The sequence below is a fragment of the Pseudodonghicola flavimaris genome (genome assembly GCF_030164425.1).
GTDB classification, from domain to species: Bacteria; Pseudomonadota; Alphaproteobacteria; order Rhodobacterales; family Rhodobacteraceae; genus Pseudodonghicola; species Pseudodonghicola flavimaris.
In genome coordinates this window covers 17408-41690 of record NZ_JASNJD010000009.1, presented here as the reverse complement: position 1 = coordinate 41690, position 24283 = coordinate 17408, and the positions used below count along the sequence as shown (strand labels likewise).

At 66.9% G+C, this 24283-nt stretch carries 28 protein-coding genes; 11 read left to right on the top strand and 17 right to left on the bottom strand.

Annotated features, from left to right (window positions below):
* Nucleotides 1-17: 17 nt before the first annotated feature.
* Both QO033_RS13260 and QO033_RS13255 read right to left on the bottom strand, forming a co-directional pair.
* Nucleotides 18-542 carry a TRAP transporter small permease gene (locus QO033_RS13260; protein ID WP_284481461.1) on the bottom strand — a complete coding sequence of 175 codons (525 nt, stop codon included), beginning with the start codon at nt 540-542 and terminating at the stop codon, nt 18-20.
* Nucleotides 543-624: 82 nt separating this feature from the next.
* Entirely contained in the window at nt 625-1611 is a 987-nt protein-coding gene (locus tag QO033_RS13255) for a TRAP transporter substrate-binding protein (protein ID WP_284481460.1), read from the bottom strand.
* A gap of 324 nt (nt 1612-1935) precedes the next feature.
* Here QO033_RS13255 and QO033_RS13250 point away from each other — a divergent pair, with 324 nt between their 5' ends.
* The 3 genes from QO033_RS13250 to QO033_RS13240 are packed head-to-tail and all read left to right on the top strand — an operon-like array spanning nt 1936 to nt 4263.
* Nucleotides 1936-2634 (top strand): GntR family transcriptional regulator, encoded by a 699-nt coding sequence (locus tag QO033_RS13250; protein ID WP_284481459.1) that lies wholly within the window; start codon nt 1936-1938, stop codon nt 2632-2634.
* Nucleotides 2631-3563 (top strand): polysaccharide deacetylase family protein, encoded by a 933-nt coding sequence (locus QO033_RS13245; protein ID WP_284481458.1) that lies wholly within the window; start codon nt 2631-2633, stop codon nt 3561-3563. Before QO033_RS13250 ends, QO033_RS13245 begins: the two co-directional genes overlap by 4 nt.
* A gap of 43 nt (nt 3564-3606) precedes the next feature.
* Nucleotides 3607-4263: an aspartate/glutamate racemase family protein gene (locus tag QO033_RS13240; RefSeq protein ID WP_284481457.1), complete on the top strand. Its 657-nt coding sequence runs from the start codon at nt 3607-3609 to the stop codon at nt 4261-4263.
* A gap of 15 nt (nt 4264-4278) precedes the next feature.
* On the opposite strand, the gene QO033_RS13235 is transcribed toward QO033_RS13240, so the two are convergent.
* The 6 genes from QO033_RS13235 to QO033_RS13210 form a co-directional block, all read right to left on the bottom strand.
* Complete coding sequence (locus QO033_RS13235) at nt 4279-5583, bottom strand: TRAP transporter large permease (protein WP_284481456.1); 1305 nt, start codon at nt 5581-5583, stop codon at nt 4279-4281.
* Nucleotides 5573-6082 (bottom strand): TRAP transporter small permease, encoded by a 510-nt coding sequence (locus tag QO033_RS13230; protein WP_284481455.1) that lies wholly within the window; start codon nt 6080-6082, stop codon nt 5573-5575. The genes QO033_RS13235 and QO033_RS13230 overlap by 11 nt, the downstream gene beginning before the upstream one ends.
* Nucleotides 6083-6086: 4 nt before the next feature.
* The gene (locus QO033_RS13225) at nt 6087-7139 is read right to left on the bottom strand and encodes a TRAP transporter substrate-binding protein (RefSeq protein ID WP_284481454.1); all 1053 of its coding nucleotides are present in this window, start codon (nt 7137-7139) and stop codon (nt 6087-6089) included.
* 90 nt (nt 7140-7229) lie between these two features.
* Nucleotides 7230-8480, bottom strand: coding sequence for a thiolase family protein (locus tag QO033_RS13220; RefSeq protein ID WP_284481453.1), 1251 nt, complete (start codon nt 8478-8480; stop codon nt 7230-7232).
* Nucleotides 8481-8539: 59 nt separating this feature from the next.
* Nucleotides 8540-9742: a thiolase family protein gene (locus QO033_RS13215; protein ID WP_284481452.1), complete on the bottom strand. Its 1203-nt coding sequence runs from the start codon at nt 9740-9742 to the stop codon at nt 8540-8542.
* Nucleotides 9743-9770: 28 nt separating this feature from the next.
* A complete protein-coding gene (locus tag QO033_RS13210) occupies nt 9771-11156 on the bottom strand; it encodes a phenylacetate--CoA ligase family protein (RefSeq protein ID WP_284481451.1) in 1386 nt (461 codons plus the stop codon).
* Nucleotides 11157-11412: 256 nt separating this feature from the next.
* Between QO033_RS13210 and QO033_RS13205 the strand changes: the two genes are divergently transcribed.
* On the top strand, nt 11413-11856 hold the full coding sequence (locus tag QO033_RS13205; protein WP_284481450.1) for a MarR family winged helix-turn-helix transcriptional regulator: 444 nt from the start codon (nt 11413-11415) through the stop codon (nt 11854-11856).
* A gap of 6 nt (nt 11857-11862) precedes the next feature.
* Here QO033_RS13205 and QO033_RS13200 read toward each other — a convergent pair whose 3' ends face one another.
* From QO033_RS13200 to QO033_RS13190, 4 genes are all read right to left on the bottom strand, one after another.
* On the bottom strand, nt 11863-12897 hold the full coding sequence (locus tag QO033_RS13200) for an Acg family FMN-binding oxidoreductase (RefSeq protein WP_407682116.1): 1035 nt from the start codon (nt 12895-12897) through the stop codon (nt 11863-11865).
* A complete protein-coding gene (locus QO033_RS25290; protein WP_407682113.1) occupies nt 12815-13558 on the bottom strand; it encodes a hypothetical protein in 744 nt (247 codons plus the stop codon). Before QO033_RS25290 ends, QO033_RS13200 begins: the two co-directional genes overlap by 83 nt.
* Nucleotides 13559-13565: 7 nt before the next feature.
* On the bottom strand, nt 13566-14207 hold the full coding sequence (locus QO033_RS13195; protein WP_284481448.1) for a TetR/AcrR family transcriptional regulator: 642 nt from the start codon (nt 14205-14207) through the stop codon (nt 13566-13568).
* A gap of 129 nt (nt 14208-14336) precedes the next feature.
* The gene (locus QO033_RS13190; RefSeq protein WP_284481447.1) at nt 14337-14825 is read right to left on the bottom strand and encodes a DUF2938 family protein; all 489 of its coding nucleotides are present in this window, start codon (nt 14823-14825) and stop codon (nt 14337-14339) included.
* Between the two features lie 71 nt (nt 14826-14896).
* Between QO033_RS13190 and QO033_RS13185 the strand changes: the two genes are divergently transcribed.
* A complete protein-coding gene (locus tag QO033_RS13185; RefSeq protein WP_284481446.1) occupies nt 14897-15289 on the top strand; it encodes a helix-turn-helix domain-containing protein in 393 nt (130 codons plus the stop codon).
* 119 nt (nt 15290-15408) lie between these two features.
* Here QO033_RS13185 and QO033_RS13180 read toward each other — a convergent pair whose 3' ends face one another.
* From QO033_RS13180 to QO033_RS13170, 3 genes are all read right to left on the bottom strand, one after another.
* Nucleotides 15409-16161, bottom strand: coding sequence for an HpcH/HpaI aldolase family protein (locus tag QO033_RS13180; RefSeq protein WP_284481445.1), 753 nt, complete (start codon nt 16159-16161; stop codon nt 15409-15411).
* Nucleotides 16162-16163: 2 nt separating this feature from the next.
* Nucleotides 16164-17084: a DUF6282 family protein gene (locus QO033_RS13175; RefSeq protein WP_284481444.1), complete on the bottom strand. Its 921-nt coding sequence runs from the start codon at nt 17082-17084 to the stop codon at nt 16164-16166.
* Nucleotides 17085-17258: 174 nt separating this feature from the next.
* Nucleotides 17259-18038 carry an IclR family transcriptional regulator gene (locus QO033_RS13170; RefSeq protein WP_284481443.1) on the bottom strand — a complete coding sequence of 260 codons (780 nt, stop codon included), beginning with the start codon at nt 18036-18038 and terminating at the stop codon, nt 17259-17261.
* A 301-nt stretch (nt 18039-18339) separates the two neighbouring features.
* Here QO033_RS13170 and QO033_RS13165 point away from each other — a divergent pair, with 301 nt between their 5' ends.
* The 6 genes from QO033_RS13165 to QO033_RS13140 all read left to right on the top strand — a co-directional run bounded on the left by QO033_RS13165 (nt 18340) and on the right by QO033_RS13140 (nt 23365).
* On the top strand, nt 18340-19242 hold the full coding sequence (locus QO033_RS13165; RefSeq protein WP_284481442.1) for a cupin domain-containing protein: 903 nt from the start codon (nt 18340-18342) through the stop codon (nt 19240-19242).
* A 72-nt stretch (nt 19243-19314) separates the two neighbouring features.
* Nucleotides 19315-20313 carry a TRAP transporter substrate-binding protein gene (locus QO033_RS13160; protein WP_284481441.1) on the top strand — a complete coding sequence of 333 codons (999 nt, stop codon included), beginning with the start codon at nt 19315-19317 and terminating at the stop codon, nt 20311-20313.
* A 59-nt stretch (nt 20314-20372) separates the two neighbouring features.
* Nucleotides 20373-20945 (top strand): TRAP transporter small permease, encoded by a 573-nt coding sequence (locus QO033_RS13155; RefSeq protein WP_284481440.1) that lies wholly within the window; start codon nt 20373-20375, stop codon nt 20943-20945.
* Nucleotides 20945-22216 (top strand): TRAP transporter large permease, encoded by a 1272-nt coding sequence (locus QO033_RS13150; protein ID WP_284481439.1) that lies wholly within the window; start codon nt 20945-20947, stop codon nt 22214-22216. The genes QO033_RS13155 and QO033_RS13150 overlap by 1 nt, the downstream gene beginning before the upstream one ends.
* Before the next feature lie 12 nt (nt 22217-22228).
* Nucleotides 22229-22954: an NAD(P)H-dependent oxidoreductase gene (locus QO033_RS13145; protein ID WP_284481438.1), complete on the top strand. Its 726-nt coding sequence runs from the start codon at nt 22229-22231 to the stop codon at nt 22952-22954.
* A 96-nt stretch (nt 22955-23050) separates the two neighbouring features.
* On the top strand, nt 23051-23365 hold the full coding sequence (locus QO033_RS13140; protein WP_284481437.1) for an SHOCT domain-containing protein: 315 nt from the start codon (nt 23051-23053) through the stop codon (nt 23363-23365).
* 42 nt (nt 23366-23407) lie between these two features.
* Here the strand turns inward: QO033_RS13140 and QO033_RS13135 are convergent, their stop codons facing one another.
* Entirely contained in the window at nt 23408-23836 is a 429-nt protein-coding gene (locus QO033_RS13135) for a c-type cytochrome (protein WP_284481436.1), read from the bottom strand.
* Nucleotides 23833-24264 carry a c-type cytochrome gene (locus QO033_RS13130; RefSeq protein ID WP_284481435.1) on the bottom strand — a complete coding sequence of 144 codons (432 nt, stop codon included), beginning with the start codon at nt 24262-24264 and terminating at the stop codon, nt 23833-23835. Before QO033_RS13130 ends, QO033_RS13135 begins: the two co-directional genes overlap by 4 nt.
* Nucleotides 24265-24283: the final 19 nt, after the last annotated feature.

The window sequence follows — 24283 nt, the reverse complement described above, 5'->3', positions numbered from 1 at the left end:
TTCCTTTCCCCGTCGCCTCATTCGCCCTGCTCGATCCCGTCCAGCGCCGTTTCATGCGGCGCGGCGAACCCCGGGATGGCGCCCCGCAGCAGCAGGATCAGGTCGTCGATCAGGGCGATGGTCAGCAGAACCAGCCCGGCCAGCATCACCGATTGCGGAATCCAGATCGGCACCGCCAGCAGCCCCGGGCTCAGGTCCCCGAAGCGCCAGGAATCATGGGTCATCCCGTAGGTTTCCCAGCACAGGTAGGCGCTGCCGAATGCGGCGAAGCCACAGGCCAGGATATCGGCCCCCCGGGCGGCGGCACCGCTCAGCCGCGACACCAGCAGCGACACCCGGATATGACCGCCGGTCTTCAGCGTATAGGCCATGCCCATGAAGGTGGTCCCGGCCAGGAAGAAGCCGCCGCTTTCCGTCGAATCGATGGTGACGCCGACGGCGCGCCCGACGATCTGCGCGACGATGGTGACCGCGATCATCATCAGGAAGAAGGCCGCCAGGCCGCCGCTCAGCCGATAGAGAAGATCAAGACCGCTACGCATTCACACACCTCCAAACAGATTTCATTCGAGAATTTCCCGCTCCCGGCCGAAGCCGGAAGCGGGCCACACGTCATGAAATCGCTCAGAGGCCGGCCTTGTAGGCGTCCAGAACCGCGATCGCTTCGGGCGAGGCGGAGGCCTGCCAGTCCGCCATCATGGTCAGGCCGATCTCTTTCAGTTTCGCGATCACTTCCTCGGGCGCATCCGCAACCGTCATGCCATTTTCCCGCAGAATGCCGAGCTGCTTGGCATAGGTCTCCTTGCTCATGTCCCAGCCGCGCTTGGTGGCCGTCTCGCCGGCCGCGACCAGAGCCGCCTTCACCTCTTCGGGCAGCGCCTCGAAGGCATCCTTGTTCACCACGATGGCGTTCTTGGTGTACATCGCGCCGGCGGCGGTGAAGTAGTCGGTGTTATCCCAGGCCTGGATGTCGATACCGGTCTGCGGGCTGGTGAACAACGCGTCGATCAGGCCGGTCGCGAAGGCCTGCGGGATTTCCGCAAAGGGCAGGATCGTCGCCTCGAACCCCAGGGAGTTGCCCATGTCCTGCGTCGCCTTGGAATAGATCCGCAGCTTCTGCCCTTTGAAATCGGCCAGACCGGTCACCGGGAACTTCGTATAGAAGCCCTGCCCCGGCCAGGGCTGATAGGCCAGAACCTTCAGACCGATCTTGTCGAAGAGCGTATCGAAATAGGGCTTCTGCGCCTGCATCAGCTTCCAGGCGCTATCGTAATCCCCGGCCACGAAGGGCAGCCCGGCCAGGTTGTACATCGGGTCCTCGTTGGAATAGGAGCCGAGACGGATTTCCCCGATCTGCACCTGATCCGTCTGCACCGCACGCCGGATCGCATCGAGCTTCATCAGCGTACCGTTGGAATGCAGCGAGATCGTCAGCGCCCCGCCCGAGGAGCTCTGAACATCCTCGATGAACTTGCGGATGTTCTGGGTCATGAAGTTGCTGTCGGCATAGCCGCTGGCCATGGTCCAGCTGGTTTCCGCCGTTGCCGCGCCGGCAGAGGCGATGAGAGCCGCCGCCGCGAGAAGTGTCTTGGTCTTCCGAATGACTTTCATTGCTTATCTTCCCTGTCTGATCGTTTTTATGTCCCGTCTTGCGGGAGAATGGCGCCAGCGCAGCCCAATCGGATCACATTTGCAAGAATAATCGTATACGATATGATAAAGATTGCGCCCTTTTCGCCCTGACGCGAGCATTTGCGCAGGAAACCGGCAATTTCCGGCTCGACCTTCGAAATTTGACGGAAAAATAGGTGAATATGGCAGGCTTCCATCCGAATCCCGGTCCGCGTCAGGCACGAGGCCTTGCATAACGGCACTTTTCGCGGCAAAGGTAGTACGCGAAAGCACTTAATTATCGTATACGATCTGAGCTAAATCATGACGTCCAAGACGGAACCGATGACCGACGATGAAATCCACCACGAGATCTTCGATGCCATTGTCGAAGGCCGGCTCTCTCCCGGGGAGAAGCTCGGCCAGGACGATTTGGGCAAGGTGTTCGGCGTCAGCAAGACACGGATCCGGCCGATCCTGCACCGGCTCGCCGATCAGAAGATCGTGGTGATCGAACCGATGCGCGGCGCCTTTGTCGCCCGCCCCTCGGTCGAAGAGGCGCGCACCGTGAACGCGGCCCGGCAGATCATCGAAGAAGGCGTCATCCGCGCCGCGACCCGTCTGGCCCAGCCGCGACACATCCGGATGCTGCGCGATATCGTCGCCGAGGAACAAAGCGCGCGGGACCGCCGGAACGGCGCCCGTGCCCATCGGCTGACCGGGGAATTCCACTGCGAGCTGGCGCGCATCACCGGCAACGACGTGGTGTCAGAGATGGTGCGCGAACTGGTTTCGCGCGACAGCCTCGTGGTGGCGCTCTATCAGCGGCCGGCGTCCTCGGGCTGCTCGCTCGGAGGTCACGCCGATCTGATCGACAAGATCGCCGCAGGTGACGAGAACGCCGCCGCCCATGCCATGCGGCATCACCTGCAGGATGTGATGGACAGCCTCGACCTCGGCGGCGACCGCCGCAAATCCCAGGCGCTGGCGACGGCCTTCGCCCACCTGGAGCGCCCGGATTGACCGCCGCGCCGCCCCTCGCCCGGCGCGATTTCCTCGGCTACCGCGGCCACCGCCCCGATGTGGCCTGGCCCAACGGCGCCCGTCTGGCCGTCTCTTTCGTGCTGAATTTCGAGGAAGGCGCAGAGCTGTCGATCGCCGATGGCGACGAACGCAACGAACCCGTCTACGAGGTGCGGGAGGAAGTGACGGGCGCACCCGACCCCTGCATGACCTCGCATTTCGAATACGGCCCCCGCGTCGGGTTCGACCGCATCCTGGGCCTGCTGGAGGCCCACGGCATCCGGGCCACGATCAGCACCTGCGCCCGCGCCGCAGAGCGCGCGCCCGAGCTGATCGCCGAGGCCGCCGCCCGTGGTCACGAGATCTCCTGCCATGGATACAGGTGGGAGCGCCACGCCGGCATGGACCCGACGCAGGAGGCCGCGGTGATCGCGCGCAGCGTCGACAGCCTGACCCGGATCGCCGGCACCGCCCCGGTGGGCTGGCACACCCGCTCTGCGGCCTCGGTCAATACCCGCCGGCTGCTCTGCGAACACGGTGGGTTTCTCTATGATTCCGATGCCTACAACGACGATCTGCCCTATGTCGTCGCGCCCGCCGGCAGACCGCATGTGATCCTGCCCTACAGTTTCGACACCAACGACATGCGGTTCAGCCCCGGTGGCGGTTTCGTCTTCGGCAGCGATTTCACCCGCTATTGCGCCGATGCCTTCGACTGGCTGCGGCAGGAGGCCGAGCAGCAGCCCAGGATGATGTCCGTCGGCCTGCATCAGCGCATCATCGGCCGTCCCGGCCGGATCGCCGGCCTGCAAAAGCTGCTGGAGCACATGACCACCCAAGGCAGTGTCTGGTTCGCCACCCGCGCCGAGATCGCCCATGCGTGGAGAGCCGCCGCCGGCCTGCCCCGCTGGTCGGCCAGCGCCCGGTGACAGGCACGGTGACAGGCCCGGTGACAGGCCCGAGGGCGCGGCGATGGATCTGCTGATCGTCAATTCCAATACATCCGTCGGGATCACCGCGCTGCTGCAGGCCGAGGCGGCGGCTGTGGTGCGCCGCGAAACCCGGATCACCGCGGTCACCGCCCCCTTCGGGCCCGCCGCGATCGAGACGCCGGCGGATGTGGAGATCGCCGCGCAGGCCACCCATGCTGCGATCACCGGCGCCGCCGCCCAGTATGATGCCGCGGTCATCGCCTGCTTCAGCGACCCCGGCCTGATGGCGATTCGCCGTGAGGTCGCCTTTCCGGTGATCGGCATCGCCGAGGCGGCGATGTTCCATGCCTGCATGCTCGGTGCGCGGTTTTCCATCCTGACGGTCGCCCCCTCTGCCGTCGGCGGCATCCGCAAGCTGGCGTCGGCATATGGCATCGGGCAACGGCTGAGCGGCATCCATGCGCTCGACCGCGGTGTGCTGGAAAGCCACCGCGATCCGGCCGGCACCGCCCGGGACATGCTGCAGCTGGCGCGCGATGTCCTCGACCGCGAGGCGCCCGATGTCCTCGTTCTCGGCGGCGCCATTACCGCCGGCATGACCCGGCAGCTTGCCCCCGCCCTGCCGGTCCCCGTGCTCGACGGTCTCAGCTGCGCGGTGCGGCAGGCCGAGATCATGGTGCGGGGGCCCCGGACATGAGGCCCCCGCACGCTGCTAGTAGCCCATCGCCCGCGGCAGGATCAGGGCAATCGCGGGAATGAAGACCACCAGCAGCACCCGCAGCACATCCATCGCGACAAAGGGCATGACACCGCGATAGATCGCCCCCAGCGGCGCCTCCGGCCGGACCGAGCGGATGACGAAGATGTTCATGCCGATGGGCGGCGTGATCAGCCCCAGCTCGATCACCATCACCGTCACGATCCCGAACCAGACCGGATCGAAGCCATAGGCCCCGACCAGCGGCATCACCAGCGGCACCATCAGCAGCAGGATCGCCATCGCATCCAGCACGCAGCCCAGCAGCACGAAGACCCCCAGCAGCACCAGGATCGTGGCCAGCGGGGACAGGCCGAACCCCTCGACGGTGCCGTTCAGCATCTGCGGCAGCCGGGTCACCGCCAGGAACCGCCCGTACAGCAGCGCCCCGATCAGCACCAGAAACAGCGAGGACGAGGTCGCCACCGTTTCGCGCAGGGCCCGCAGCAGAGCCGCGCGCGGCAGCTTGCGCTGCACCACCCCGATGACGATGGCGGCGGCAGCGCCGACACCCGCCGCCTCAGTCGCAGTGAAGACACCGGCATAGATGCCGCCCATCACCACCGCGAACAGCCCCAGCGTCGGCAGCACCAGCAGCAGAGATTTGCACCGCGCCCGCGCGCCCGCCGGCCGGCGCGCCTTCAGCTCGAGCCCGCCGACCCGGCGCCACAGATAGATGGTCAGCAGATAGAGCGCCGCCGCCAGCAGCCCCGGCAGAAGTCCCGCCATGAACAGCAGCCCGATGTCGGTCTGGGTGATGATCCCGTAGATCGCCAACGGCACCGAGGGCGGGATCAGGATGCCCAGCGTCCCGCCGGCGGCGATCGAACCCAGCGACAGCACCTGCGGATAGCGGTTGCGCTCCAGCTCCGGCAGGGCGATCCGCGTCATCGTCGCGGCGGTGGCGACCGAGGAGCCGCAGATGGCGGCAAAGCCGGTCGCCGAGACGATGGTCGCCATGGCCAGCCCGCCGCGCAGATGGCCGATCCAGAAATTGGCCGCGCGATAGAGCGCCCGGCTCATCCCGGCTTCGGAGGCGACCGCTCCCATCAGGATGAACAGCGGAATCAGCCCGAATTCCCAGTTCGCCAGCGCGTTCAGCGTCGCCAGCGGCAGGGTCTGCAACGCCGGGTCGAGGCCGACGATGGCGGCGAAGCCTGCCAGGCTCACCACGCTCATGGCAACACCGATCGGCACCCGCAGCGCGATCAGCACGAAGAGCCCGGCAAAGCCGACAAGCCCGATGGTTTCACGATCCATGCGCTGCCTCCCGATGTCGCCCCGCCCCGGGGCTGCAGCAGGCCGCCACCAGCCGCAGGAGCAGAGTCAGCGCCCCCGCCCCGAACCCGGCGGAGGTAGCCAGAATCCACGGCCAGACCGGCAGCCCCAGATCGAAGGTGCCCTCGCCCGATGCCCTGAGCGCCAGCCCGTGGCGCCAGAGCAGCACCGCAACCGCCGCCAGGAACCCCAGGCTGAGGAGCGACGTCACCCCCCAGAGCCCGCGCTGCCCCCGCACCGGCAACAGGGCGGTCAGCAGATCGACATCGATATGGCTGTCGCGGGCGAAGCAATAGGCGGTGCCCCAGCCGATCAGCACCGCCATGGTCAGGCGGGAGATGTCGTAGTGGTCCGGGATCGGCATCACGAAGAGATAGCGCATCAGGACGGAAACGAAGGTGAGCACCGCGATCAGCAACAGGATGGCCGCGCTGACCGACAGCACGACCTCCATGATGCGGTCGATCAGCCGCAACAGCACGCGCTCAGTTCCCGCCCGCGCCATGCGACAGGATACTGGCCTGAAGCGCGGCCTCGATGGCGGCGGCATCGCGGCCGGTCCGTTCGGCGACCTCCGAGGCCCAGGCCGCCCGCAGCGGCGCGACCGTGTCGCGCCAGGCCTGGCGGTCGGCATCGCTCAACTCGACGATCCTGCGCTTGCCCGCGGCCGCCTCGGCCTTGAGCGCGGCGATCCCCCTGGCGTCCACCTCTTCCCAGCCGGCGGTCACCCGCCCGGCCCATTCCGGGGTCATGTGATGCTCCATCACCGCGCGCTGCGCTTCGGACAACCGGCCCCAGGCCGCCTTGTTCATCACGATGGCGAAGAAGGAGGTATAGAACTTGCCGTCGGTGTGGGTGCGCGCGGCGCGGTCGATACCGAAATCGCGCAGCGTGTCCCATTGCAGCGAAATCGCGTCGACCGTGCCGCGCGACAGCGCATCGGTGGCCTCCGGCGCCGGGATCGGCACCGACGATCCGCCGAGCGCACTGACCCATTTGGCGATGCCGGCATTGGCCGGGCGCACCGTGCGGCCGCTGATATCGCCGGGCCGGCGGATTTCGAGATCCTTGGTGTGGAACGTGCCGAAGGCATTGGTATGCAGCAAGAGCAGCTTGACCTCGGCCATCTCCTCGGCGGCGAAGGGGGCATACCACGCCTGCGCCGCCGCCCCTGCCGCCGCGGCGGAGGCGGCGAAGGTGAACGGCAACTCCACCCGCTCCAGGATCGGGAACCGGCCGGGGGTGTAGCCGGGGACGATCCAGGTGATATCGGCGATGCCGCTGGCGGCCATGTCATAGTGGTCCTTGGCCTTGCCGAGCGCCCCGCCTTCGTAAAGCTCGAAGGCGATGGAGCCCTCGGACTCCGCCGCGATCGAGTCCATCCAGGGGGTCAGCCCGGCAAACAGCGGCGGATAGCCCGGCGGCACCCAGGTGGCGAAGGAAAAGGTGACCTGATCTTCGGCCTGCGCCGGCGCGGCAACCGCCCCCCAGCCACCGGCGATCAGGGCAAAGGCGGCCAATGTCTTGCGAATGTTCATGAATACCTCCCGAAGGTTTATGTGATTTTGATTTGGCATTTCATTGGGTCTGTATCTGTTTGGCCCGGTATCAGCCGGCGCATCGCGGGTTCAGCCGCGGCGCTCCAGAATGGTGATCGAGCAGACCGCCTCCTCCAGCCCGAGGGTCCCGCCGCCGTTCTGTTGCAGGGCGATCCGCGCGCCCGCGACCTGGCGCGCGCCAGCCTCGCCGCGCAGCTGCGTCACCAGTTCGGTCAGCATGCTGAGACCGGTGGCCGCCAGCGGATGCCCCTTGGACACCAGCCCGCCCGACGGGTTGACCGGCACCCGGCCGCCCAGTGCGGTTTCCCCCGCCGCGGCGAAGGCGCCGCCGCCCCCCTCCGGACACAGGCGCAGCATCTCGGTCTGGTAGATCTCGCAAAAGGAGGTCGCGTCATGGACCTCGACCACGTCGATATCCTCCGGTCCCAGACCCGCCATCGCATAGGCCCGGTCGACCGCCGGCCGCGTCAGGCTGGGCTCCTCGGCCTGCCGGAACGAGCCGCCGGTGAACACATTGGCGCGCAGCCGCACCGCCCGCTGCCGGGTGACCGCCGGCAGGGTCGCCAGCGTGGCACCGTCGCAGACCAGCACCGCCGCCGCGCCGTCACTCATCGGGGCGCACATGGCGCGGGTGAGCGGCGCGGCGATGGGCTTGTCCGCCAGGACCTGCTCGACGGTCATTGCCGTGCGGTATTGCGCCTTGGGGTTATGCACCGCATGCGCATGGTTCTTCGCCGCGACGGCAGCGATCTGCTCGACGGTGGTCCCATAGGTCGCCATGTGCCAGGCGGCCTGGATCGCATAGGTATCCATGGTCACCGGCCGACCCGGCCCCGGTGCATAGGGGAACCCGGCAGCCGCCGCCGTATCCCGGTATTCACGCATCCAGCGATCCCGGTCGAAACTGTCGAAACCGCCGTCGAACAGCTGCTGCATCACCGTCGGGTTGTCCGGATCGAACAGCTTTTCCACCCCGACGGCCAGTGCCAGCCGCGCGCTGCCGGCCCGCACCTCGTTCACCGCGCCGCGAAAGGCGATGGAGCCGCCGGCACAGGCGCCTTCGACGTTGAACACCGGCGTGTGCCGCAGCAACAGCCCGGCCTCCACCAGCGGGGCGAGGCAGACGTTGCCTCGGATCAGGTGCTGCCCCCAGTGGTGCATGAAGCTGTTGGCGAAGTGAACGGTGTCGATCGCCCGCCCGTCATCCAGGCCCGCATCCGCCAGAACCCCTGTCACCGCCTCCCGCGTCAGCGCCTTGAAGTCGGCCTCGGGCCGCTTGCCGAAGGGCGAGGTGAACGCCCCGATCAGAAACACATCCATTCCGTCTCTCCCCGTAGGTCCGCGGGTTTTCCGCGTGTTGTCCCTGTCCTGCAGTCCGCCTAGGCGCCGACCTTCAGCACCAGCGCCATGGCGGTGTCCCCCGCCGCGCAGCCCTGAAACAGACCATGCCCGCCCCCCCGCAACGCCAGTTCCTCGATCAGTTCGATGGTGGCGCGCAGACCGGTGGGGGCCTGCGGATGCCCCCAGATCAGCGAACAGCCGAAGGCGTTCATCCGCCCAGGATCGAAGCCGGTCTCTCGGGCGAAAACGATGTCGTTGACGGCGAAGGGATTGTGCGAGGTCACCGCGTCGATCGCCCCGATCTCCAGCCCCGCCGCCTGCAACGCCCGCGCTGCCGCCCGGACCGGCGCCTCCGGCATATGGGCCAGTTCGGTGCGCGCCAGACCGAAGCCCAGCAACCGGATGCGGATCGCCGGATCGCGGCTGAGCTCCGCCGCGCGCGCCGGTGTGGTCAGGATCATCCCCGCCGATCCGTCGGCGGGATGGGTCTGGCCGCCATAGGTGACGGTGCCGCCCCGCTGCACCGGCTTCAGCGCCCGCAGCTTCGCCGCATCGCCCGGGATCACCCCCTCGTCCCCGGTCAGCCGGTGCGAGACGGCGGCAAATCCCGGTTTCGGCACCTCGAACGGCAGGCTCATGTAGCGGCGGTGAAACGCATGGTCATCGGCGCAGGCGGCCTGGTACTGGGCGCTCCGCTGCAACACCAGCGCGTGCTGCTCTTCGGTGCCGATGCCGTATTTCCGCGCCACATTCTCCGCCGTCTCCAGCATCGGATGCCCGCCGAGCGGGTCGTGGTTGAAATTGTCGAGAACCCAGTTTTCGGCCACCCCGGTTCCGCCCGGCCCGGCAGGCGCCGGATAATAGAGATGCGGCCCGTTCGACGTCCGGTCCGCCGCCACCGCCAGCACCACATCGGCCCCGCCGGCCTGGATTTCCTGCGCCCCGGCCTGAATGATCCGCGCCCCGGTGGCGCAGGCCTGAGAGATCGTCGGCCCGCCGACATGGCCGGCCCCGATCATCCCGGTCAGCCAGGGCAGGCCGTAGAAGCTGCCTTTCTGCGGCACCGATGTGCCCAGCACGCCATAGTCGATCCGCTCCGGCGCGATATCGCGGGCCGCCAGTTCGCGGCGGGCGACATGGGCGGCGAACTCGATACTGTGCAGGCCGGCAAAACTGCCCTGCCACTTGGCGAATGGCGTGCTCCAATAGGCACCATAGGGGATCTCGGCGATCCAGCTCATCGGTCTCTCCTTCTGCCCTGGGGGCGCCTCAGTGGGCGCTGTCGCGCACCGCGATCAGCGAATTCTTGTAAACGCCCCGCGGCAGGCCGCCCGCCGACAGCACCGTCACCGCGACGCGCACTTGCAACCGGCTGCGGATCGCGGCCTCGATCTCTCCGGCCAGCGCCGCCTGCGCCGCCCCGGGCAGCTCCTCCACCGCCTCGACATCCACCGCGATGGGAACGTCGAAGCGCACCTGGTCGCGGCTGTCCTTCCACACCTGGACCAAGGGTGCCGCGCGACCGGCGAACTGTTCGGCCACCAGATCGCGGATCGCGGAAGGAAAGACATTCATCCCCTTGTAGATCAGCATGTCGTCGGTGCGTCCGATGCAACGGATGCGCGGGGCGGTGCGGCCGCAGGCACAGCCGGTGCCGGTGACCACGGCGTGATCGCGCGAGCGATAGCGCACCACCGGCGCCGCCTCCCGCGCGAAGGTGGTATAGACCAGCTCCCCCGTCGCGCCCTCCTGCCACGGCACCGCCGCGCCGGTCTCCGGATCGATCAGCTCGACCGCAACATAGCGCTGCGCAGTGAAATGCATGCCGTCGCCGCATGCGCATTCGGCCCAGAGCCCGGAGAGCACATCGCCCAGCCCCATCATCTCGCTCAGCCGCGTCAGCCCCAGGCCGGTGCTGATCCGCTCGCGGATCTCGGGCTGGTTCAACCCCGGCTCCCCGCCGCAAAGCGCGGTGCGCAGGCGCGGCGCCACGCCGGTTTCCACGGCGATCGCCGGCATCTGCTCCGCCAGGTAGACCGCGAAAGAGGTGGTCGACAGGAACGCCGTGGCGCGCAGCCGGCACATCTCGCGCAGGATGCGCTCGGTCGGGAAGCCGCCGAGCCAGCACAGCGTCGCGCCAATCCGGCGGATACCATCGGCATAGGGCAACCCGCCCGCGACCATCGGCAACCCCACCAGATGCGCGACGATATCGCTGGGGCGCAGACCGGCAGTGAAGAAATTCTGAGCCACCGCATCGGCCCAGACCTCGGAATCGCGCCGCGTCAGCGGATAGTGAAACGGCCGGCCCGTGGTGCCGGAGGAGGCGAGGATCTGCACGATATCCTCGGTGCCTGCGCATTGGTTTTCCCCGAAAGGCCGGTTGTCGTCGGTAGCGTCCAGGGCCGCGCCGATATCTGCCTTGTAGGTAAAGGGCAGCGCCTGCAGATCGCTGAACGTCCGCAGCGGCGCCCCGGCGGGCAGATCCGCATGCAGCCGCCGATAGAGCGCGGAGCGGTCACGCAGCCCCTCCAGCATCCGGGCGACCCCGGCGGCCTGTTGACGCTCGACCTCCTGCCACGGCGCGGTTTCCAGCCCGGCATCCCAATACTGCCCGTCGCCTGTCGCGATCTCTGCCTGCATTCCGCGTGCCATTCCCTGACTTTCCTCTCCGCCGTTCCGGTCCGCATCCTGCGGGGCAGCTCCGGCATCTCATAGTATATCACGTTACGTGCTATATCATTATGATATGATATTTATTCGTCAATTGCTTTTTTCACATTCTTTCGCTACCCCGGGTTCGCGCCGCGCCGAACCGCAGGCCAGGGCGGCGCCCGGGAAAGGGAAAGACATGCAAGACAACCGGACGGACGGCCCCGCGCTGACGCGGCAGGAAAAGATACAAGTCCTTATGTCGGTTTACTTTTCCCAGCGCGGCATCACCCGGCCGGCGGATGACCGGCTGTCCGAGCTGGGCTTTGGCCGGGCCCATCACCGGACGCTGACCTTCATCGGAGTACAGCCCGGCTGCACTGTGCAGGAACTGGCCAAGACCCTGCGGATCGCCAATCAGAACCTCAATCGCGTGCTCAGCCCGCTGGTCAAACAGGGCTATGTCGAGCAGCGCCACGACCCGAAGGACCTGCGATTCCGCCGGCTCTATCTGACCGAACAGGGCCGGGAGCTGGAGGAGCATGGCTTTCAGGCGCAGTTCGAACGGCTGGACGAGGTGATGCGGCAGAGCGACCGCGCCACCCTGCAAGCCTATCTCGACTTCACCCGCCTGATGATGGACGCCGAAGACCGCGCCTTTCTGGACGCGGTCAGCGGCAGCGGAGAACCGGCGGACGATTGATCCGCCCTACCCCGGCAGCAGCACCTCGGACACCGGCCGGCGGGGTGCGTAGGGCAGTCTCGGTGCATGGCCGACACGGATCACCAGATCCGGACGCAGCCCCGGCTCTCCGGCCAGAGCCGCCAATGCCTGACGATAGGCAGCCACCTCTGCAGGCTGGTTGACGAAGGCCGTGGCGAGCCCCTCGGCCGTCGCCGTCAGCAGGAACCTCTCGACCGCCATGCCGAGCCCGGTCCAATGCGCCGGATCGGCCCGCTCGGCAAAGAACAGCGCGGCGGCGGGTGTGCTGGCCATCTGTCGCGCATATCGCCTGTTTTCCGCCGCCTTGCGAAAGAAGGCGTCGAACATCACCGAGCCGATGACATCGGGAAAGACCGGGTTGCCGCTCGCCGCGGTATAGAGCCCGTCCCCCGTCGCCATCGCCCGCGCCGCATTGAACCGCATCCAGTGTTTCAGCTCGGCGACGAACTCCGGCGTGTCCATCTGAACCCCATTGGCGGCGACGATCAGATCGGCCAGCGGATCGAGCTTTGGTCGCCCGGTCAGCAGAACCATCCGCACCCCCGGGGCCCGCGCCGCGGTGTCCAGCCGGCGCAACGCCTGCGGCGCCACATCCCGCCCGTCGAACGGGCTGCGTGTGCTCTGGCGCGCCGGGATCGCCGCCACCAGCCGCGATTCGCGCGGCGTGGCCGGCGTCCAGCGATACCGCACCGCACCATCCGCCCGGACTTCGGCCCGGCCAGACCGGCCCATCGCCGCTCCGGCCAGTTCCAGATGCGCGGCCGCGGCCCCCAGCGAGATGAACAGATGATGATCGTCGGGATCGACAACCGGTGTGCGCCGCGTCATGTCCGGATGCAGGGCGATCATGCGCCCGCTCTCAGTGAACCGCCAGGGCTGGGTGTTGTGCCCGTTCGGCGCCAGCGTGGCGAAGCGGATCAGCTCCGGCGTCCCCCCCTCAGGCCGCAGCGGCGCCCGCAATGCCGCAGTATACCCGGCGTAATCCTCTCTCCGACCGGCGGCACCGGCGCAGGCGGACACCGTCAGCGCGGCCCCGGCGGCCACAAGAAACTCCCGTCGCAACATCGCTCACCCCTCCGGCGCAGTGACCGGCGGCAGCGCGCAGCCCGGCCAACTGCCGCAGTCCTCGCCCCAGCGCGCCGCCGCCGCCCGAAGCCGCGTGTCGGTGGAAGAAGGCGGTGCCGAGCCCGAAGCCCCGGCCAGTCAGCCGTTCCCGCCGCAGCACGATGGTTTCGCCGTCCGGCGCGACATAGCGCGCGGTGATCGTCATCGCGCCGCGGTCGACCGGCACGAACATGGTGGCGGTGGACAGGACATTCAGGAACGGATCCACCAGACGGATGTCCGACAGGGTGACATCCAGCCGAACCCCGCGCCCCGCCCCGGCCGCCGCCCCAGGTTGCCCCGCCGTGCTCCGCTCCAGCGCGGCTTGCATCGCGGCCCGGATCGAACCTTCGATCTCTGCCCGGGAGGCCGCGGGATTGGCCGCACCCAGCGTGACAGAGCCCAGCGTCAGCCCGGTCAGACCGGCACTGTCGACCCCAGGCGCGGCAAACAGCTGCACCCGCCGGTCACGATAGATTTCGGTGAGCGTCGAGGACGGCGACAAGGTCGCGTCCGGCAAAGTGGCGCAGGCCCCCAGCATCAACGATGCTGCGGCTGCAATGACATGCGATTTCATGGATGATCTAATCCTCTGTTGAGGGGTTGGGGTCCGGCCTGGATGGCAACAGCCGCTCGCAGAGCCAGGGCAGACTGGCCCTGATCTCCCGCCAGCCCTCTGCGCTGCCGATGTCCATACCGCTGTAAATTCCGGTGGTGCGGCCCCGCACCAGAAGGTTCTGAATACCCGCCAGCACCAGTGAGATGGCGACATTCAGCTGCGGATCGGGATCGCTCCCCCCCAGCAGATGCTGCGCCACATCGCGGCCCCAGGCCTCGCGCACGGTATCGAGCGCTTCGGTCAGCGGGTTGGGGGCGCCGACTTCCATCGCCAGCAGCTCCAGCGTCAGCGGCCGGCGCGACAGTTCTTCCGTGGTCCTGTCAAGAAAATAGGCCAGCCGCGCGGCGGGGCTGATCGCCTCGGGCTCAGGCGGCACCACATCGGCCACGGTCGGCCAGAACTCCACGCTCTGGCCATAGGCCGTCAGCAGCGCGTCGATCGGCCCGTAGTAGCGATAGATCAGCACCTTATCGACGCCGGCCTCGGCCGCCACGGCCTTGAGGGTGAGACCGGGGAATCCCTCCCGGGTCAGCACCGTGCCGACCGCTTTCATGATCAGCGCCTCGGTTGCCTTGCGATCGCGTTTCCTGCCCTGTGCTCCGGTCATCCGCCTCTCCGCCTCGGTCCAGCGACTCATGTCACCTATGGGTGACATTTGCGGATACCGGGCGGCGTCTGTCAAGCATCCTGTCGTGGTGCGGGCATTTTCCCCCCGCGTCCGGCGGCGCCACGGCGCTCAGACCAGTGCCGACCAGCCCACCCCCGCCAGCCAGAGCCCGGCACCGAAGCTCAAATGCGCCAGCAGGCTCTTGGCCCGCGCCGCCCAGGGGTGCGAGGTGCGCCGCGCTGCCAGCCCCGCCCCCAAGCCCGGTTGCAGCACCAGGAAGGGAGCCAGCACCGTCAGGACGCCGAAGCCCAACGCCGGAACGGGAGCCGGCGCGCTGAGCCAGCCGTCCCCCGCCCAGGCCAGAAACACGCCGGCAAAGATCACCCCGATCAGGTAATGCAGCCCCCAGCCGATTGCGACCTCACCACGGATCGCCGGGCGCTGCGGCACCGGCCGGCGATCCGCCGCCCCGCCGGCCAGAGACAGGCACCAGCGCCCGACCAGCGCATAATTCAGCGACTGCAGACCCACGCCGTATTTCAACCCCAGCGCCACCAGGTCCATGACAAGGGTCGCCCCGATTCCGATGGCAAAAGCCGTTACGATCTGTTCGCTCATGGCCCAAACTCCATTGACGTTTTGCAGGAGGGGCCGCAGATACAACTTCAAGCCAACTTGAGGTCAAGCCCATGCTGGATATCTCCGAACTCTCCCGCCGCACCGGATGTCCGGCTTCGAAACTGCGGTATTACGAGGATATCGGGCTGATCCGCTCCGCCGGACGCAAGGGGCTGAAACGGCTGTTCGAGGAATCGGTGATCCCCCGTCTGACGCTGATCGCACTGGGGCAGACCGCCGGGTTCTCTCTGACAGAGATCGGCGCGCTGATCGGAACCGGGGACCGGCCAGAGCTGGACCGCCAGGCGCTTGGCGTACGGGCGGATGCGATCGACCGTCAGATCCGGGAGCTCACCGCACTACGCGACGGCATCCGCCATATCATGACCTGCTCCGCGCCCAGCCACCTGGAATGCCCGCGCTTCCAACGCGTCCTGCGGGTAGCGCTGAAGCGCCGGAGCTGACCCGGGCACACGAGGCCCAGGGGTGCAGATCCATGATCGCCCGCCAGCCGCCCGCGCGGGGAGGCCGGAGGGCGATGGAGGGGCGACACCGGCCCGCCCCTCACGAGGTGTCTTTACGTTCAGGCGTCCTTCGCCGCCATCATCTGGGTCGCCGATTTCCGCAGCAACGCCTGATCGGAGCCACAGACGAAGAGGCTGACGCCCTTCTCGTGCCATGCCGCGATCTGGCTGGCGTCGCCGACGAACAACCCGACGCTGACCCCGTTGCGCTTTCCGGCCTCGATGATCTTCGCGATGGCCTGGTCCAGCTCGGGCGAGGGAAATCTCACGTTCATCGACTGCGACAGATCCGCCGGCCCGATGAAGAACATGTCGACGTCGCGCACCGCGGCGATCGCGTCGAGATGATCGAGCGCGCTTTCATCCTCGATCTGCACCACGACCACGCTCTGGGCGTCGCTGTGATCGCGGTAATCGGGGATCGACATGCCGCCGTAATTGCCGGCGCGGGGCGACGGGGACAGCCCGCGTTTGCGGCGGGAGAACCGCACCGCGTCGCAGATCGCCTCGGCATCGTCCTTGTCCATGACGTGCGGCACCATCACCCCGGTCAGCCCCAGATCCAGCAGAGGTGCGATCCAGTCCTTTTCGGCGCCCCAGCGACGCGACAACAGCGGCAGGCCCACGGCCCGCGACGCCAGTGCCATCATGTCCATCTGCGACAGGTCGATCGGCCCGTGCTCCTGATCGATCACCGCGAAATCCAGTCCGGCATGACCGAGGATTTCGACCACATGCGGCGACGGTGTCTTGACGAAGGTGCCGATCAGCAACTCGCCGGCGCGGATGCGCGTTCTCAGATCCCCGGCCATGATCAGCTGTCCAGCCCGATGACCTGGGCGGCATTGGTCGCCACCATCTGGTGAATCTCATCGTCGGAGAAGCCCAGCGCCAGGCATGTCGCGACACCCAGCTGGAAGCCTTCCAGCGGGTTCAGCGTGCCCACCTGCCCCAGATCGGAACATAGGATGGTCCGCTCCGCGCCGACACAATCCACGAAGGCCTTGAGATCTTCGTTGGTCCGGGTGCGGAATTTCGACCCTTCGAGGAAGAAGGCCAGCGAATGTTCGACATAGGCGCCCATGTCGGCGATCTCGCGGGTGTCGTCCAGCGTTGCGCCGACGATGTCCTCCGGGTGGGTGAAGATCAGCCGCTCGACCCCACGCTTGCGGGCCTCGGCGAAGATGATCTTGGTCTCGGACACATGGATATGGCCGCTGGCCAGCGCCATGCCGGTCGCCGCCATCACGTCGAGCACGTCGAGAACCTCGGGCCGCAGCTTATCGCCGTCGAACAGCGGCACCCCGCTGGCCGGCCGCATGCTCTGGGTCGAGGCCGGATGCACCCAGCCAGAGCTCTTTTCCCACTCCAGATGGTTTTCCGCCGCCAGCGTCGGCAGCCAGACGATCTTGCCGCCGCAGGCCGCGGTATGCTCCACCGCATAGGGATTGATCCCGCCCACCACGTTGTTCAGCACCAGCCCGGAATAGATCTTCGTCGTCAGCTCCGGGAAATGGGTTTCGATCAGCTTGGCGCACATCACGCCGGAATAATCGTGGTCCTTCGTCACCGCCGCGGCAAAGCCGGCGTCGGAATACAGCCGGGCCAGCTCGATATGATCGATCGCCCGCGGCGCCATGGACGGGCCGCTGTGCACATGCGGATCGACCGCCCCGCGCAGAATCTCGCCGATACGTGGCGCCTCTTCGCGCGCAATCTCTTCAACAGTCGTCATTGCCGGTCCTCCCGCAGGCTCGCTGCATCATTTGTTCCGTTTGGCAGATCACTGTTCTGTTAAGCAGAACATGCCTGTTGATATTTTTTCGCCACGCGGAAGTCAAGCGAACGCAAACGGCCGCGCGGGATGCGCGGCCGTCGCTGAGGTCCCGGAGGATGAGGCGGGGTCAGATCAGGGGGTATAGCCCAGCTCGACCGAGATCTGATTCGCGGCTTCCTTGACCGCGGCAACCTGATCGTCGTCGGGCGGGGATTTGATATATTGGGTCAGGCTGACGATGGCGATGGTCGCCACTGGCTCCCCGTCGATGTTCAGAATCGGGCAGGCCAGCGCGTTCAGCCCCAGCATGGTTTCGTTCGGCGCGGTGGCCCAACCCTGTCGCGCCACTTCATCGATATGGGCCAGCAGTTCGGCCCGGTCGGTGATGGTGTATTCGGTGAAAGTGTCGATGGTCGGGGGAATCAGCTTGTCGCGCCGCTCGGCCGACATCGCCGCCAGCGCCACCTTGCCCTGCGCCGAACTGCAGAAATCCAGCAGCGACCCCGGCTTGACGCCGACCTCGATCTGCATGTTGCCATGCTGGGTGTTCAGGATACGGATCCCGTTCGCCTCGACCTGGCCGAGGCTGACGGCCTGACCCGTTCGGTCGCGCAGGGTCTTCATATGCGGCAACGCGATCGAGGTGAACTCGGCCGAGCCGGAGGCCGCCTGCCCCAGTGCCACCAGCCGGGCGCCGATCCGGTAGCGTTCGGTTTGATCCGATTGGGAAATATAGCCCAGAGAGACGAGCGTGCGCAGATGACGGTGGATGCGGCTCTTGGTCGTGTTCAGCGCCGAGGCCAGCGCCGTCACCCCCATGTCGCCGTTGCCGTTGGCAAGCGTTTCGAGAACCTGAAGCGCCATCGCGACACTCTGTATGGTGTCGGATTTGTCCGTCTTCTCTACTGCCATCGCCTGATCCCTCCTGATGTTTCTGCCCTACAAGCTGTGCGAACGGGGCGAAACACACAATGCTTGACAGTCCGATCCTAGCGCACTTATGTTCCGTAAAAAAGAACGATGTATCGCACAGCGTTACAAATAGCCAAAAAACTTCGGAGGAGACTTTGGCGGTGCAAACGCAAGATGTGAGCCCCACCGGCCACACCGCTGACCGGTGCGCGCCGGCTGCCCCGGCACTTCGCCCCGGCCCGCCTCCGTTCCTCTTTTCACTGAATTGGGGTGCAGCCTACACACCCCGGAAAGGATGAACATGTACGACAAGTCGGACCCCCGCGCCTCTCTGGCGCCGGCCAAGACGGGCAGCATGCTGTCGCAGACCGGGCTGGTGGCGCCTGACCAGGCCGCGACCTTCTACGACCAGCCGCCGCAGATCGACGACGAGACCGGCAAGAGCTGGCTGCACCGCGGCCACAACTTCCTGGTCGCCTATAGCGAGGCCACCCCGGGCGCGACCTTCTCCCGGACAGCCCAGGCCGACGAATACTGCGTGCTGCTGCCGAAGACCGGGGCGGAAATCACCTGGAACGGCACCACCGTGTCGGTGCCCGGCTATTCCATCGCCTTCGTGCCGCCGGGCGACAGCAGCCTGCGCGTGCCCGAGGGCGGCGAGGTCATCCGCCTGTTCTCGACCCAGAATACCGATCTGGCCGAGCTCTGCGGCAACGCCCGCGGCTATGATACCCCGCGCAGCCATATTCCGGCCTTCGAACCCTGGCCTGAACCCGCCGGCGGCTGGAAGGTGCGGTTCTACTCGCTCGACGTCGCACCCGAAGAGGGCCGGTTCGGGCGCATCTTCCGCTGCACCACCCTGATGGTGAACGTCCTCGATCCCTTCGAGGGCCCGCGCGACCCGTCCAAGATGTCGCCCCACCATCACGACGATTTCGAGCAGGGGTCGCTCGCCATCGCCGGCGAGTTCACCCACTATCTGCGCTGGCCCTGGACCAGCGACATGGCGGACTGGCAGGAGGACAAGGCCCTGGAAATGGGCTCGCCCTCGATGCTGGTGATCCCGCCGCCCGTGATTCACACCACCCGCGCCACCGGCGAAGGCAGCAACCAGCTGATCGATATCTTCAGCCCGCCGCGCCACGATTTCTCGAACAAGCCGGGCTGGGTGCTGAATGCCGAAGACTACCCGATGCCGGGCTGACCGGCGCCTGCGCCCCGAAAGGGGCGCATCCCCCAGGCCCCTACATCACCTTTTTATGGGAGGAGGACCCCAATGATCACCAGAAGAACCCTTTTGCAGTCCGGCGTCGCCCTGAGCGCGACCCTGGCCATGCCGCATGTCGCCCGCGCCGCGGGCAAGACCCTGCGCATCGCGCATGCCGCGAACGAGGTCCACCCGGGCCATATCCTCGCCACCAGCTTTGCCGAGGGGCTCGAGGAGCTGATGCCGGGTGCCTTCCGGACCCAGATCTTCCCGAACCGGCAGCTCGGCGGTGACAAGCAGCTTCTCGAAGGCGCCGTCGCCGGCACCATGGATGTGGTCAGCGTCTCCGGCGTCCTGATCCCGCTGGTGACCGGGCGTCAGGGCATGAATGCCTGGCAACTTCCCTTCCTGGTCCGCGATTACGATCACTTCGGCGAACTCGCCCTGGGCGAGGCCGGCCAGAAGATTCAGGCCGATCTGGCCGAGGCCGGGCTGATCGGCCTGGCCACGGCGGACACCGGGCAGCGGCATTTCCTGTCGGTCAAGAAACCGGTGTCCAGCCTGCCCGACTTCGCCGGGCTGAAAACCCGCATCGTGCCGGTCCCTCTGCACAAGGAGATCTGGGAAACCGTCGGCACCGAACCCGTCGGCCTGCCCTATGGCGAGGTCTACGGCGCGCTGGAAACCGGCGTCATCGACGCGGTGGAAATCAATGTGTCGTCGATGCTGGGCGAAAACCTCTGGGAAGTCGGCAAGCACTTCACCCTGACCGGCCACTACCCCTGGCACATGGCCACGCTGATGTCGCAATACTATTGGGACGGCCTGAACGACGAGGAAAAGGCCGCCGTGACCGAAGCCGGACGCCGCTCGATCAGCAAGACGCTGACCTACGCCAAGGAACAAGATCTTGCCGGCCGCGACGAGCTGAAGGCCAAGGGCGTCGAGATCCGCGAACTGACCGATCTGCCCGAGATGCGCGCCCGCGTCGCCGGCATGACCCAGGAATGGGCCGCCAAGGACCCGCTGATCGCCGGCCTTGTCGCCGCCGCGTCGCAAGCTTCCTGATCCCGGCACCGGACCCGGGCAACCCCGCCCAGGGTCCGGTCGCCAAACGGCCTGAACCGATGACCAGATTTACCACAACACTGTCAAAAGCGGTCGCGCATTACGTGCGTCTGATCCAATTCCTGGCCGGCGTCAGCATGGCGCTGATCGTCGGCATCATGATCGCGCAGGTCTTTTACCGATACGTGCTCGGCTCCAGCCTGATCTGGGCGGAGGAGCTGTGCCGCTATCTGCTGATCTGGCAGACCTTCCTGGTGCTGGGGCTGGTCTATTCCCGAAACGGCTTCGTCGCGCTGGAGTTCCTTCCCGCCATGCTGCCGCCTCGGGGCAAATGGATCCTGCGCGCCATCATGGCGGTGCCGATCGTGACCTTCTTGGTGGCGATGGCCTGGTACGGATACGATTTCGCCTCGCGCTTCGACCGCCAGACCATTCCGGCGCTCGATTTCATCTGGACCGCGCTCACCGGCGACGCGCTCGGCGTGTCGATCAAATGGGTCTATTTCTCGGTCACCGTCGGGCTGGCGCTGATGTCGCTGCACGTGCTGGCCGATCTGGCCGTCACCTTCCGCCGCGAGCTGATCGACAACGACGACCGGTCGCTCCCTGATGACAATGAGGTGCAAGCCTGATGGGAAGCTTCTTCATCCTTTTCGCCGGGTTTCTGGTCTCGGGCATCCCGATCGCGCTGGCCCTTGGCATCGCCGGCACCGCCTATCTCTATTTCTCCGGCAACGGCATGATGATGCTGATGCTGCCGCAACGGATGATCGCCGGCGTCGACCAGTTCGTCCTGCTGACCATCCCGCTGTTCCTGCTGGCCGGCGCACTGATGAATGTCGGCGGCGTCACTGAGCGGATCGTGACCTTCGCCCGTGCCATGGTCGGGCACCGGCGCGGCGGCATGTCCTCGGTCTCGATCCTGTCCTCGGGGTTCTTCGCCGGGATCTCCGGCAGCGCCACCGCCGAGGCCTCCGCCCTCGGCGCCATCCTGATCCCCTCGATGTCGAAACAGGGAATGCCGCCAGCCTATGCCGCCGCGCTGATTGCCGTCAGCTCGGTGATGGGGCCGATCATCCCGCCGTCGATCACCATGATCATCTACGGCGTGCTCTCCGGCGCCTCGATCGGACAGCTGTTCCTGGCCGGCGTCATCCCCGGTATCGGCATCGCTGCCGGGCTCCTGATCTATGCCAGCTACCGCGCCAAGCGCGACGGCTTTCCGGTGACGCCGCGGGTGAACGGCCGGGAGCGGTTCGCCGCGACCAAACGGACCCTGCCGGCGCTGATCCTGCCGCTGATCATCCTGGTCGGGATCAAGGCCGGCATCTTCACCCCGACCGAGGCCGCGGCAGTGGCGGTTGCCTATGCGCTGGTCATCGGTTTCGTCTACCGCGACCTGACGCTCCAGCGGGTCTGGGAGGCCCTGGTCGCCACCGCACTGGTCTCGGCCTCGATCCTCTTCATCACCTCGATGGCCAGCATCGTGTCCTTCGTCTTCACGCTGGAACACGTGCCGCAGCTGATCGCCGACCTGATGCTGTCGCTGACCGATAATCCCTGGCTGATCCTGCTGCTGCTGAACATCTTCCTGCTGATCCTGGGCATGTTCCTCGAACCGATCTCGATCCTGATCCTGACGATGCCGATCCTGCTGAAGTTCCAGGCGCTGATCGGCATGGACCCGGTCCAGTTCGGCACCGTCGTGGTTCTGAACGTGGTGGTCGGGATGGCAACGCCGCCGGTTGGGATCCTGCTGTTCATCGCCTCGGCGATCTCGGGCGAGCCGGTGACCCGGGTGATCCGCGAAGCGATGCCGCTGATCGGTATCTGCCTGCTGGTGCTGGCCTCGATCGCGCTGATCCCGCAACTTACCCTGTTCATCCCCCGCGCCCTGTTCTGAGAGCCGTCGAAAATGTCCGAAGCCCGCAACATCCTGATCGTGGTCGCCCATCCGGAGCCGCAGTCCTTCAATCATGCCCTGGCCCGTCATGCAGCCGACCGGCTGCGCGCAGCCGGCCACAGCGTGACGATCTCCGATCTCGCGGCCGAGGGGTTTCGTGCAGATGTCGGCCCTCATGACACCGGCCAGCGTGCCGATCCGGGGCTGTTCCACGTACAGGCCGAGCAGGCGCAGGCCGCCCGCGCCGGCTGCTATGCCGCCGATATCGCGCGGGAACAGGCCCGGGTGGCGGCGGCCGACAATGTGATCCTGCAATTCCCGGTGTGGTGGGGCGGGCCGCCGGCCCTGCTGAAGGGATGGATCGACCGGGTGCTGAGCTATGGTTTCGCCTATGTCGATGGCCGCCGGTTCGACACCGGCGTGTTCAAGGGCCGCCGCGCGATGATCAGCGTGACCACCGGCGGCACGCCGGAGCGGTTCTCGGACAGCGGCGTCTACGGGCCGATCGAACCGCTGCTCATGCCGGTGCGACGGCTGGCGCTGGAATACATGGGGTTCGAAGTGGCACCGCTCAGCGTCGCCTATGCGGTCTCCCGGGTGGATGAGGAGACCCGACAGGGCTATCTGGACGCGATGGCCGGCGCAGCGCTGGAGATGGCGGCGCGTCCGGTCACCCGGACCGACGCCTGGCGCCATGCGCTGGACCAGGTCGAAGACCGCGCCTGGGCCAGCTCCTGACCGCTCCGATCACGGTTCGGTGTACTTGAGACAGATCAATGACCCTACGTCATTGCAGGCGAGACTGGCGGTACGCAACCTGAAAGGAACACCCCCATGAAACGCCTTACGCTGCTCCTGGCCGCCCTGGCCCAGCCCGCCCTGGCCGATGCGGACGGATATCACGGATACGATCACATGATGGGCTGGGGCTATGGCGGCGGGCTCGGCATGATATTCGGCCCGGTGCTCTGGCTGATCGTCCTTGGCCTGATCGTCGCCGGTGTGATCTGGCTGGTACGGCGGCTGGAGACGCAATCGCCCGCCGCCAGTTCGGACAACAGCGCGCTCGCCGAGCTCGATATGCGCCTGGCCCGCGGCGAGATCGATGCCGAGGATTACGCCGCCCGGAAAAAGCTGCTGACCTCCTGAACCGCGGCGCCGGCGCCGCCGGGGATCAAGGCCTCGCCGGGCTCACGGCTCCCCATGTGTGCGCAGGCGCTGAACTTCCCGGGCGCGCCGGGACCATGTTGACCGGATAAACGCCAGGATATCGAGCGCCTGAGCTTCGGTGAGAACGCCTTCGAACCCCGGCATCCCGCTGACAAAGCCGGTCACCCCACGCGCCTCCAGCGCCGCCTGCCCGCCTTTGAGGGTGTAGTCCAGCAGCAGCGGCGTCGCGTGGTGCCAGGTGTGCCCGCTTTCGTCATGCGGCGGTGCCGGCGGCACCCCGTCGGGCCCAGGCGACCTCCAGCCCGGCTGCCCCTCCAGTTCCGCGCCATGACAGCTGGCACAATGCTCTGCGTAAAGCGCGGCACCGGACGCCGGATCGCGGCCCTGGAACATATGCTCTGCCTGTGCCGCCGTCGCGGCGCAGAGCACCGTGATCAGAGCGGCCCTCATTCCCGGAAGGTGGCATGACAGGCTCTGCATGCCTTCCCCAGCTGCTGCATCACCGGGCGAAGCTCCGCCTCCGAGGTGACCGATCCCGCAAGCTCCGCCGTCAGCGCCTCAAGCTCCGATGCGCGGGTGGTGAAGCCCGCGAATTCCTCCCAGATGACCGGCAGCGCCTCAGATTGCGGATCCTCGGCCGGCGTCTCGAACAATGACGGGATCTCCGAGGCCGCCTCTGACATCCGGGCGAGCGCGGTATTGACTGCCTCCGCATCGAAGGCGGCCTCTCCCTTGGCCATGCCCCCGATCAGTTTCATCTGCCGGGCGAGGTCCCCCATGCCCATCATCCGGGTCTTCACATCGGGGTTCTGCACGCCGCCGTGGGCAAAAGCGGCCGTGCCGGCAAGGATCAGGGCCATGGCGATGCGTTTCGTCATTCTCGGGGTCCTTTCTGTT